Annotated in this window: 8 protein-coding genes; 6 read left to right on the plus strand and 2 right to left on the minus strand. The window is 62.3% G+C overall.

The annotated features are described in order from the left end of the window. The first annotated feature begins 216 nt into the window (after positions 1 to 216). Together BMZ40_RS08945 and BMZ40_RS08950 are read left to right on the plus strand one after the other, a co-directional pair. Positions 217 to 1,191, plus strand: coding sequence for a TrmO family methyltransferase domain-containing protein (locus BMZ40_RS08945; RefSeq protein WP_092374317.1), 975 nt, complete (start codon positions 217 to 219; stop codon positions 1,189 to 1,191). A gap of 289 nt (positions 1,192 to 1,480) precedes the next feature. After that, on the plus strand, positions 1,481 to 3,073 hold the full coding sequence (locus BMZ40_RS08950) for a DEAD/DEAH box helicase (protein ID WP_092374320.1): 1,593 nt from the start codon (positions 1,481 to 1,483) through the stop codon (positions 3,071 to 3,073). Positions 3,074 to 3,197: 124 nt separating this feature from the next. Here the strand turns inward: BMZ40_RS08950 and BMZ40_RS08955 are convergent, their stop codons facing one another. Next, entirely contained in the window at positions 3,198 to 3,692 is a 495-nt protein-coding gene (locus tag BMZ40_RS08955) for a rubrerythrin family protein (protein ID WP_092374323.1), read from the minus strand. A 523-nt stretch (positions 3,693 to 4,215) separates the two neighbouring features. On the opposite strand from BMZ40_RS08955, the gene BMZ40_RS08960 reads away from it, so the two are divergent. From BMZ40_RS08960 to BMZ40_RS08975, 4 genes are all read left to right on the plus strand, one after another. Next, on the plus strand, positions 4,216 to 4,812 hold the full coding sequence (locus BMZ40_RS08960; protein WP_092374326.1) for a TetR/AcrR family transcriptional regulator: 597 nt from the start codon (positions 4,216 to 4,218) through the stop codon (positions 4,810 to 4,812). A 69-nt stretch (positions 4,813 to 4,881) separates the two neighbouring features. Further along, on the plus strand, positions 4,882 to 6,030 hold the full coding sequence (locus BMZ40_RS08965; protein ID WP_092374329.1) for an efflux RND transporter periplasmic adaptor subunit: 1,149 nt from the start codon (positions 4,882 to 4,884) through the stop codon (positions 6,028 to 6,030). 9 nt (positions 6,031 to 6,039) lie between these two features. Continuing rightward, positions 6,040 to 9,195 (plus strand): efflux RND transporter permease subunit, encoded by a 3,156-nt coding sequence (locus BMZ40_RS08970; protein WP_092374331.1) that lies wholly within the window; start codon positions 6,040 to 6,042, stop codon positions 9,193 to 9,195. Continuing rightward, a complete protein-coding gene (locus tag BMZ40_RS08975; RefSeq protein WP_092374334.1) occupies positions 9,183 to 10,598 on the plus strand; it encodes an efflux transporter outer membrane subunit in 1,416 nt (471 codons plus the stop codon). The genes BMZ40_RS08970 and BMZ40_RS08975 overlap by 13 nt, the downstream gene beginning before the upstream one ends. 72 nt (positions 10,599 to 10,670) lie before the next feature. On the opposite strand, the gene BMZ40_RS08980 is transcribed toward BMZ40_RS08975, so the two are convergent. Next, positions 10,671 to 12,059 carry a glycosyltransferase family 9 protein gene (locus tag BMZ40_RS08980; RefSeq protein ID WP_092374337.1) on the minus strand — a complete coding sequence of 463 codons (1,389 nt, stop codon included), beginning with the start codon at positions 12,057 to 12,059 and terminating at the stop codon, positions 10,671 to 10,673.

Consider the following 12,059-nt stretch of genomic DNA (forward strand, 5'->3'; position numbering starts at 1 on the left):
GGTTGAAAACGTATCAAATGAATCAAACGCTACCCTTTTCGCAATTTCAATACAAGCATCGCCCCAAATTTCACTAGGAAACCGTCTTGTGGTGAGCACCGAAAAACCACGAAGGATGAGCGAGGGCGATTCGAAGGCGCCTTGCATTTGACGGGCAAAATGGCGGGCGGTAAGCATGATTTTCGAGGCCCCAAAACCGCAGCAAGGATATTTTTCATGAACCCTCGCGTCATCGGCACCGTCCGCTCCCATCTTGTCAGCCGCGACCAGTGCCCGAAATACGGCGATACCTCCATGCCCCCGGTCTGGATCGAACTGGCCCCGGATTTCGAGCCTGCAGCCACAGACCTGCAGGTCGGAGACGCCATCCTGGTCCTGACCTGGATGCACAAGGGCGATCAGGGCGTGCTGCGCTGCCACCCGCAGGGAAACCGCGAACTGCCCATGCGCGGCATCTTCTCGACCCGTTCCCCCGACCGGCCCACGCCCATCGGCCTGCATGCGGTGCGCATCCTCGGCCGCGAGGGTCTGCGCTTGAAGGTGCACCCCCTTGAGGTCATCGACGGAACACCCGTCATCGACATAAAGCCCGACAACGCCCCGCCCCAAGGCGGGGCCGAATTCTCGTCCCTGGTCAATCCCGAAACGGGTCAGGCCATTCTCTCGGCCGCCCGCGACGGCTGGCTGCGTGGACTCTTCGCCGGATTCAACGGCAACGTGAGCATGCGCCAGGGGGAACGCGTTGTGATCACGGCAACGGGCAGCGCCAAGGGACACCTTGGGCCCCGGGATCTGGCCGTGGTCGACCTGGCCACGGGAACGCCCCTGACATCGGTGCGGGCCTCCTCGGAGCTTGCCGTGCACCTTGAAGTGTACCGCAACCAGCCCCTGGCCCAGGCCATCGTGCACACCCATCCGCCGAAACTTCTGGCCCTGTCCCTGCGCGCGGAAGGCCCCCTTCTTGACCTGCCCCTCTTTGAAGGCCGGGTCTTCGCCGACAAGCTGACCCGCGTGCCCGCCCACCGGCCCGGCACGCCGGAGCTTGGGCAGGCAGTGGGACTGGCCAGCAGGGATTTCGAGGCCGTATTCATGGACAACCACGGACTTGTCTGTCGCGGGGAAACCATGACCCAGGCCCTGGGACTCTCCGAAGAATTGGAAAGTCTGGCCGGGATCGCCATGCAGCGCTGAGCCCGAAGCCCGAGGGAGCGAGCCTGAGCTCGCCCCCTTTTATTTCTTCTCGATTTTAAAAATTATCTCTTGCCAAGTCCAAAAGTAAAATATATATACCCCGAGCATTTCTTGAGGGGATTCCTCCTTTTCCGCACGACCTTTCTTGAGCTTGTTCGCTCTTCGATCCGGTTCCACACGTTTTCGAAATGCTTGTTTCCCGCCTTGGACAGTCGGCCTCACGGTAAGGGCCCGGTTCCAGAGCCGGGTATTCTTTTGACCGCGAGGCCCATGCCCGCAAGGTATTAATATGACTACATTTTCCGATTTAGGCCTATCCGAACTGACCATCCAGGCTCTGTCCCGCAAGGGTTTCGAAGAGCCAACCCCCATCCAGATCAAGACCATCCCGGCCGTATTGACCGGGGAGAACGACATCGTCGCCCAGGCCCAGACCGGCACCGGCAAGACCGCAGCCTTTGGCTTGCCGCTGCTCGAAATGCTCGACCCTGAGATCCGCACGGTACAGGCTCTCGTCCTTGCCCCGACCCGCGAACTGGCCATCCAGGTTGCCGAGGAGATCAACTCCCTGCGCGGCGGCCGGACCATCAACGTCGCCCCCATCTATGGCGGCCAGTCCATGGATATCCAGCTCAGGAGCCTCAAGAAGGGCGTATCCGTGGTTGTCGGGACACCGGGCCGCGTGCTCGACCACCTGCGCCGGGGCAGCCTCAATCTCTCGGGCATCCGTTTTCTGATCCTCGACGAGGCCGACGAGATGCTGAACATGGGCTTTCTGGACGACGTGCTGGAGATCATGGAACAGACGGGCTCCGAAAAACGCACCATGCTCTTCTCCGCGACCATGCCGCCTGAAATCCTGCGCATCGCCAAGAAGTACATGGGCGATTATCAGGTCCTCCGGGCCGAATCCAACCAGCTGACCGCCCCCCAGACCGACCAGATCTACTTCGAAGTCGCCATGAGCGACAAATTTGAAGCTCTGTGCCGGATCATCGACATGGAGTCCGAATTCTACGGACTTGTCTTCACCCGCACCAAGGTCGACGCCGACGCCGTGTCCCAGCGTCTCATGGAGCGCGGTTACGACGCCGACACCCTGCACGGTGACATGTCCCAGAGCCTGCGCGAGAAGATCCTGATCAAATTCAAGAAGAAGCTGGTCACGATCCTGGTCGCCACCGACGTGGCCGCGCGCGGCATCGACGTGCATGACCTGACCCATGTCATCAATTTCGATCTGCCCCACGACCCGGAAGCCTACGTGCACCGCGTCGGCCGCACCGGCCGGGCCGGCAAGCAGGGCATCGCCATCACCTTCATCACGCCGTCCGAGTACCGCCGCCTGCAATTCATCAGCAAGCACGCCCGCACGGACATCCGCAAGGCCAGGCTGCCCAAGGTCTCCGATGTCATCGACATGAAGAAGGGCCGCATCCGGGCGGAACTGCAGGAGATCATGACCACGGAACCGGAGCTTGAGTTCATGGGCATGGCCCAGGAGCTCCTCGATCAGAGCAAGCCCCGCGAAACCCTGGCCGCCCTTTTGCAGTACATGTTCCAGGAGGAACTTGACGCCTCCAACTACAAGGAAATCGGAGACGCCTTCGTGGTGGACAAGACGGGCAAGTCCCGCCTCTTCGTGACCCAGGGCCGCAAGGATGGCCTGACGCCCAAGCGCCTGCTGACCTTCCTTGGCGACAAGTGCAACATCCCGCCCAAGAAAATCTGGGACATACAGATCATGGAAACCTTCGCCTTTGTTTCCTTGCCCTTCCATGATGCCGAAAGGGTGCTGGCCATGTTCAACAAGGGCAAGGGCACGGAACTGGCATTCACCAAGGCCAAGGCCCGTCCGAGCGCACCGGCCCCCAGAAGATAACACCCGAAATAATCGACAAAAAAAAGGCCGTGCAGTGATGCATGGCCTTTTTCATTTGAAAAGCCGCGCTCCCGAAAGGGGAACGCGGCTTTTTTTGCAATCCGGAAGGCAGGACTCAAGACCCCTAGGCCACGACGCCGTATGCCTTGGTCGGGGCGCCGCAGATCGGACACTTTTCGGTGGGCTCACCTTCGTGGATGTGACCGCAAATGCTGCAGACATAGTAATCCACAGCCGCCAGCTCACCCATCTGATCCGCCGCCTTGGAGTAGAGGTTTGCGTGGCATTCCTCTGCCTGGTTGGCGAAAACGAAATATTTCTCGGCCGCCTTTTCACCTTCGGCCTGGGCATCGGCGATCATGGCCGGGTACATGGACTTGAATTCATGGGTTTCACCTGCCACGGCTTCCTTGAGATTTTCGGCCGTGGACCCGATGCCCTTCATGAGGCGCAGGTGCGCATGGGCGTGAATGGTCTCAGCGTGAGCCGCAGCCCGAAACAATTTGGCGACCTGAGGCAGCCCCTCTTCCTCGGCCTTCTTGGCGAAAGCCAGATACTTGCGGTTGGCCTGGGATTCTCCGGCAAAAGCCTCTTTCAAATTCTCGGTGGTCTTGCTCATTGGTATTCTCCTTTGATGTTTTTATTATCAGGAATCATTCTCATCTTGCTAACGAATGCCCGTGCAAAGTGCAAGTACATTTTTTTGCAACACAAGGCCATGGCGGCAACGGGCCGCTTGGCGCACAATACCCCTAATCCCCTCAACCTTCTCCAAACATTCCGACTCCACCCCCCCCACAATCACGGCTAACACCCACCAGCACCTTAAGGTCCGTTGCCGGCATGGTCTTGAGGCGCGTCGGCTGTCTGACTGAGCCTTGCATCGTTTGTTGAATCGTTGCCGGGCGAACTGCCCAGAAATTTCCGCCCTGCACGCAACGGTTCAACTCTACGAGGCCCGCGAAGGAGTTCCGGCGGGCCTCAAGGCCATGGCGGCAACGGGCCGCCGATCGCGCAACACCCCTACCATAATCTTCTCCAAACAATGACTCTAGCCTCCGCACATTCACACCAAAATTTCTTCCTTCCACCTCTCAATTTGCGCTTGACGACAAAGTGAACGATCGTTAACTAGCCCCTCCATGGCAAAGAGACTCACCACCATAATCCGTCGCGAACAGATCGCCGAAGCGGCCCTCACACTGGTTGCCGACCAGGGTGTCGGGGCCCTCACTGCGCGCAACGTGGCCCGCGCCGTGGGCGTGACCGCGCCGGCCCTGTACAGGCATTTTCCCGGCGGCAAGGCCGATATCCTGGCCAGCGTCCTGGACCTGCTCGACGACGTCAAGGCCGAAGGAATCCGTCAGGCCTTCAAGGAACCTAGCCCCGCACTGACCAAGCTGCGTCGCTGCTACGACCTGCACATCAGCGTGGTCGAGCGCTACCGGGCGCTACCGAACCTCGTACTCTCGGACGCGCTGTGGAGTGACGAGACCCATCTGCGGGAACGCCTGCTGAAGAACCATCAGCGGCACCAGTCCGAGGTGGCCGGGATCATCCGCCAAGGCCAGACCGACGGGGAGATACGCGACGATATCGATGCCGACGAGATCTTCGTACAGTTTCTGGGTCAGTTCCTGACCATCGCCATCCTGTACAGCAGGCGCGGCGACATGATCGATCCCAAGACCCAGGCCGAGGCCAACTGGAAAATGTTTGTCCGAGGCGTATCCCCCTAATTTTTTTGCCCTCAATGTGAACAACCGTTCACATAATATTTTCAAAACAAGAAATCCTGGAAGGACCAAATGAAGAAAATACTTATTCCCGTTGTCGTCGTGGTCGCCGTCTGCCTTGGCTATCTCGCCTGGAACAAGCCGTCGCAGGCCAACCAGCCAGCCCCAGCCCAGGTCGCGCCCGCTCCGGAAGTGGCCGTGGTCACCATGCAGGAAACAGATGTCCGCCTGACCACTGAATTGCCGGGACGCACCGCCGTGTACCAGATGGCCGAGATCCGGCCGCAGGTGGGCGGCATCATCCTGAAGCGTGCCTTCACGGAAGGAACCGAGGTCAAATCCGGCGATCTGCTCTACCAGATCGACCCATCGACCTATGAAGTGGCCGTGGCCCGCGCCAAGGCCGCCGTGGCCAAGGCCAAGGCCGAACTGGAACCCGCCCGGCTGAAAGCGGTCCGCTACCGCGACCTGATCCGCACCAAGGCCGTCAGCCAGCAGGACCACGACGAGGTCCAGGCCGCCCTGGCCCTGGCCGAAGCCAATGTGGCCGCAGCTCAGGCCGAGCTTGGCGCCGCGCACATCGATCTTGAGCGGACCAGGGTCCTCTCGCCCATAAGCGGCCGCATCGGCCGGTCCACCATCACCCCAGGCGCCCTGGTCACGGCCAATCAGGCTCAGGCCATGGCCACGGTGCAGCAACTCGATCCCATCTATGTGGATCTCACCCAGTCCAACGTGGAACTTTTGCGCATGAAGCACGCCCTCAAGAGCGGAGCCGTCCAATCCGCCGGCGCGGCCGCGACAAAAGTCCGCCTGATCCTTGAAGACGGCGCAACCTATGCCCATGAAGGCATCCTCCAGCTGGCCGAGGCCAGCGTGGATCAGGACACCGGTTCCGTCACCCTGCGCGCCGTATTCCCGAATCCCGAACGCGACCTTTTGCCGGGCATGTACGTCCGCGCCGTCGTCGAGGAGGGGGTGCTGGCCAATGCGCTGCTCATTCCACAGCAAGCCGTGGTCCGCGACGCGCATGGCAAGCCCATGGCCATGATCGTGGACGGCGAGGAGAAGGTGGCTGTCCGCCCCCTGGAACTGGACCGGGCGGTCGAGGGTGACTGGGTTGTGCGCCAGGGACTGGCCGCCGGAGACCGAGTGGTCGTCGAAGGTTTGCAGAAGGCGCGCCCCGGCGTGCAGGTCCGTGTCGCCCAAGACACAATGTAAGGAGCTCTCATGGCACATTTTTTCATAAATCGTCCGGTATTCGCCTGGGTTCTGGCCATCGCCGCCATGCTTGGCGGCGTGCTGGCCATAACAGGCCTGCCCATATCCCAATATCCGCCCATCGCTCCGCCTTCCGTGGCCATCAGCGCGACCTATCCCGGCGCCTCCGCCAAGACGCTTGAAGACGCGGTCACGCAGGTCATCGAACAGAAGATGAAGGGCATCGACAATCTGGACTACATGTCCTCGACCAGCCAGTCCTCGGGTCAGGCCGAAATCACCCTGACCTTCAAGGCCGGGACCAACCCGGACATTGCCCAGGTGCAGGTCCAGAACAAGTTGCAGCTGGCCATGTCGCTGCTGCCGCAGGAAGTGCAGGCCCAGGGCGTGCAGGTCACCAAGGCGGTCAGGAACTTCGTGCAGGTGCTCGGCTTCGTGTCCGAGGACGGGTCCATGACCAGGGCCGAACTGGCCGACTATGTAGCCGCCAATGTTCTCGATGGCATGAGCCGCGTGGAAGGCGTCGGCGAGGTCACCCTGTTCGGTTCGCAGCACGCCATGCGCATCTGGCTCAACCCTGACAAACTGCACACCTACAGCCTCACGCCCGCTGACGTTGCCGCAGCCATCAAGGCCCAAAATGCCCAGATATCGGCCGGACAGCTGGGCGGACTGCCCTCGGTGGAGGAGCAGCGCATCAACTTCACGGTCAGCGTTCAGGACCGTCTGCAAACACCCGAACAGTTCCGCGACATCCTCCTGAAGGTGAACACCGACGGCTCCACGGTGCGTCTGGGCGACGTGGCCAAGGTGGAGCTGGGCGCGGAAAATTCGCAGATCGTCTCCCGCTTCAACGGTCAGGCCGCAGCGGCCCTGGCCATCAAACTGGCCACCGGCGCCAACGCACTGAAGACTGTCGAGGCCATCGCCGAATACACGGACAGCATCAGTTCGACCTTTCCGGCCGGAATGAAGGTCGTGGAAGCCTTCGACACCACGCCCTTCGTGCGCATCTCCATCGAGGAGGTGATCCGCACCCTGCTTGAAGCCGTCGCTCTGGTCTTTCTGGTCATGTACCTCTTTCTGCAGAACTTCCGGGCCACGCTCATCCCGACCATCGCCGTGCCTGTAGTTCTGCTCGGCACCTTCGGAGTACTGGCGGCCTTCGGCTACTCCATCAACACCCTGACCATGTTCGCCATGGTCCTGGCCATCGGCCTGCTGGTCGACGACGCCATCGTCGTGGTCGAAAACGTCGAACGCATCATGCACGAAGACGGCCTGTCGGCCAGGGACGCGACCCATCTGTCCATGACCCAGATCTCCGGGGCCCTGGTCGGCATCGCCTTGGTGCTGTCCGCCGTGTTCGTGCCCATGGCCTTCTTCGGCGGGTCCACGGGCGTCATCTACCGCCAGTTCTCCATCACCGTGGTCTCGGCCATGGTCCTCTCCGTCCTGGTGGCCCTGATCCTGACCCCCGCGCTGTGCGCCACCATGCTTAAGCCCGCCAAGCCCGGACAGGGCAAGCGCGGATTCTTCGGCCTGTTCAACCGCGGCTTCGACCGCACGGCCAATGGGTATCAGAAGCTGGTCGGGTCCATGACCAGGCGCTGGGGCCGGTCGCTGGTCCTCTACGCCCTCATCCTGGGCGCCATGATGTTCCTGTTTCAGCGTCTGCCCACGGGCTTTCTCCCCGATGAAGACCAGGGCATCCTCTTCGTGCAGGTCCAGTTGCCCATCGGCGCGACCCAGGACCGCGCTCTTGATGTGCTGGAGCGCATCGAGAATCACTTCCTGGTAGCCGAGAAGGAGTCCGTGCAATCGCTCATGGCCGTGGCGGGCTTCAGTTTTGCCGGAAGCGGTCAGAACACGGCCATGTGCTTCGTGCGCCTCAAGGACTGGAGCGTGCGCAAGACCCCGGACATGCACGTCAAGGCCATCGCCGGACGGGCCATGGCCGCATTCTCGCAATACCGCGACGCGCAGGTCTTTGCCTTTTCCCCGCCTGCGGTAATGGAGCTTGGCAATGCAGCCGGCTTCGACTTCGAGCTGCAGGACATGGCGGGCCTCGGCCATGAAAAGCTCACGGCCGCCCGCAACCAGCTCCTCGGCATGGCCAGGCAGCATCCCGACCTGGCCATGGTCCGCCCCAACGGTCTGGACGACACGCCGCAGTACCGCATCGACATCGACTGGGACAAGGCAGGCGCCCTGGGCCTTGCCGTGTCCGATGTGACCGGCGTCATCGCCACGGCCTGGGGCAGCTCCTACGTCAACGACTTCCTGGACAAGGGCCGCGTCAAGAAGGTCATCATGCAGGGCGAGGCGCCCTACCGCATGATGCCCGAGGATCTTGCCCGCTGGCATGTACGCGGCAAATCAGGCCAGATGGTGCCCATGTCGAGCTTCGCCACGGCGCACTGGACCTCGGGCTCGCCGCGCCTGGAGCGCTACAACGGCGTCCCGGCCATGCAGATTCTCGGCGCGCCCGCTCCGGGCAAGAGCTCCGGACAGGCCATGGCGACCATGGAGAACCTGGCCAGCCAGTTGCCCGAAGGCATAGGCTTTTCCTGGACCGGCCTGTCCTTCCAGGAACGTCAGGCCGGTTCGCAGACCATCATGCTCTACGGCCTCTCCATCATCGTCGTCTTCCTGTGCCTGGCGGCACTGTATGAGAGCTGGAGCCTGCCTGCATCGGTCATCCTGGTCGTGCCCATCGGCGTCGTCGGAGCCCTGGCCGCAGTCAGCCTGCGCGGCTTGACCAATGACGTCTACTTCCAGGTCGGCCTGCTCACGACCATGGGGCTGGCGGCCAAAAACGCCATCCTCATCGTCGAGTTCGCCAAGAGCCTGGCCGAGTCAGGCATGGATCTCATGACCGCGGTGGTCGAGGCGGCCCGGCAACGTCTGCGGCCCATCCTCATGACCTCCCTGGCCTTCGGCCTTGGCGTCCTGCCGCTGGCCCTGAACTCCGGCGCGGGTTCGGGCGGACAGAACTCCATCGGCACGGGCGTCATCGGCGGCACCATCGCCTCGACCGTCATCGGCTCCCTGCTCATCCCGGTCTTCTTCGTCATCGTGGCCAAGCTGGGACTTTCCCGCAAGGAACCCAAAAAATCGACCACTCGCGCCATCATTCCCGGAGGCCACCCATGCGAAGATTGATACTCGTGATCGCGCTCGTCGCCTTGAGCGGCTGCGCCACCCTCGCCCCTGAACGGGAGCGCCCGGACATGCCCGTGCCCGAGGCCTGGAACGCACCGGCCCAGACCGACCCCCTGGCCGGAGTGGACGAGCTTGGCTGGCGGGACGTGTTCCCCGACCCGGCCCTGCAGAAGCTCATATCCACGGCCCTGCAACAGAACCGAAGCCTGCGTCAGGCCGTGCTGGCCATGGACAAGGCCCGCGCCCAGTTCGGCATCGCCCGCGCCGACCGTATCCCGAATATTGACGCCTCGGGCCAGAACTCGAACCAGCGTCTGCCTGCGGATCTGCGCGGCGGGATCGAGGGCATTGACCGGCAGTGGAACGTGGGCCTCGGCATCTCTTCCTTCGAGCTTGATTTCTTCGGCCGGGTGAAGAGCCTTGAGGACTCGGCCCTGGAGAGCTACCTGGCCACGGAAGAGGCCCGCCGTGCCGCGCACATCAGCCTCGTGTCACAGGTCGCAAGGGGCTACCTGACCCTGGCCGGAGACCGCGAGCATCTGTCCCTGGCCCGGGAAACCCTTGAAAGCCGCCAGGCAACCCTTGATCTGACCATGGCCCAGCTGGCCCACGGAATGAGCACCGAACTTGCCCGCCATCAGGCCGAGGAAGTCGTGGCCGTTGCCCAGGCCGAAGTCGCCCGTCTCACGGCCCAGGTGGCCATGGACGAAAACGCCCTGGCCGTGCTGGTCGGCGTACCCGGCCCGGAACTCGGACTCCCGGCCCAGGCCATTGACGATGTAAAATTACGTACGTCGGTGAAGCCGGGCCTTCCGTCGGAGCTGTTGACCAGGCGCCCTGACATCCTTGAAGCCGAACACCGGCTGTGGGCTGCGGGCGCGGAAATTGGAGCCGCGCGGGCGGCGTTTTTTCCACGTATCGGCCTGACCACCACGGCGGGTCTGGCCAGCCTGGAACTGACCGACCTGTTCGATTCGGCCCAGCGGGTCTGGACCTTCGTGCCCAGCATCACCCTGCCCATCTTTGACGCTGGCCGGAACAAGTCCAGGCTTGAAGCGGCCAAGGCGGAGCAGCAGATCAAGATCGCGCAATACGAGGAGACCATCCAGAACGCCTTTCGCGAAGTCTCCGACGCCCTGGCCAAAAACCAGGGCTACGAAGGCCAGGTCAGAGCCCAGGCCAGGCGCTCGGCAAGCGCGGAGAAGAGCCGCCTGCTGGTCGACCAGCGTTTTTCGGCGGGCCTTGAGAGCGCCTTTGCCGTGCACGACGCGGAGCGCACTCTCTTCACGGCCAGACAAAACCTGCTCGACGCCCGCCTGGCCCAAAAACTGGCCATGGTCGAGCTTTTCACAGCGCTTGGCGGTGGCTGGCAGGAAAATGGACTGCAGGCCTCGATACAATAGCAATTACCTGAATTCAAAACGAAAAAGGCGGCCAATGGCCGCCTTTTTCGTTTGATTGAAATCGGTACGTGTTCACTCTTGGCGAAGAAACCCAAGGTGCTCCTCGGCCAGGGTCAACACGCGCCTACGGCTGGCCGGAGAGCAGTCATTATTGGACAGATGAACAGCGGCGTACCCGCTCAAGGGGCGCAGAGCCAAAGCTGCGTGATCCCACTCGCGCACAAGCCGCCGAGGATCAGGGGTACTGCTCACGGTGCGAAAAAATCGCAGCGCGCCGACTGCCATGACCCGCGTCAGGGCTTCGTGGGCTTCACGCAGATTTGCGGCTGCAGTCAGACATCCGTCCCGGGAGCCAAGGCCGAAGGCGTGCAGCCAGAAAGCCTGCCAGTATGCGGCCAGTTTCTGACCAGCCTTGGGACGGACTGAAAGCGGGATCAGATCGTAAAGCCCATCCCTGCGCCCGCTGGCCAGAATCTCAAGTCCAGGAAGCCGCAGGCCTGTCAGCTTGCCCTTGCGCCCGAGCATGGCCTCAAGGACGCGCACCACCCGCACGGGCTTGAAATGCCGGTGGCAACGCGGAAGTTCAAAGCGGCAGCGCCAGCAGCCCACGCAATCCCCTGAGCTACGCAGCACCACGTGCCCCGGCTGGTAAGGTCCGGTCTCGAAGGCGTGCACCGGGCCCATGGACAGATTGAGCACCTTGAGCCCCGACCAGGCCGCCAGATGCATGGGGCCCGTGTCGGGGGTTATCATGGCGGCCAGATTCTGCCCATACATGGCAAACGTATCCAGCCCCATGCTACCGCAGGCGCTGGCCACCGGACGCGCGGCGAGACGAAGCACCTCTCGGCACAACTCACGCTCTCCGGGTCCGCCAAGCAAGACGGGTACGAACCCTCGCCGCTCGAGTTCTTCGATAAGCTCGACCCAAAACGCGGCACTGGGCCGTTTGTCCGGTTCGCTCGCACCCAGAAAAAGACCAATGTGACGGTTGTCGTGCGGCATGTTGCGCGGCCCGGGCCAACGGGTTTGTTCCATGATTTTGCGCGGGATCACGCCTAGGGCGTTCAGATCGGCCCAATGAAAGTGATTGTGCCGGTTGTTGTGCGTCAGCGACGCCCGGTATTCCTGCCAGTCACCCTCGATGCGAGTCACGCCATCCCGGATGTATCCACCCACCAGCGCGTCGCAGTGCAGGCTCCCGGCCAGCTCCATGCTTTGGGCGCGATGACTCAGATTTATGACCAGATGAAATGCCTGCCGCCGCAAATCCCCTTCCTGACCATGACTGAAGTAGCACACCTGTGGACTCAGGCGCGCCAGCGGCCCGGCGAAACTCGGCTCGGCCATGACCCAGACCGGATGGCCGGGAAATGCCCGCTCCAGCCACAAAAAAAGCGGAAAGGACAGGATCAGGTCCCCCATGCGCTGCATCTGGATGACCAGGATAGGCTTCTTCAC

It is taken from the genome of Desulfomicrobium apsheronum (assembly GCF_900114115.1).
In the GTDB taxonomy this organism is placed as follows: Bacteria; Desulfobacterota; Desulfovibrionia; order Desulfovibrionales; family Desulfomicrobiaceae; genus Desulfomicrobium; species Desulfomicrobium apsheronum.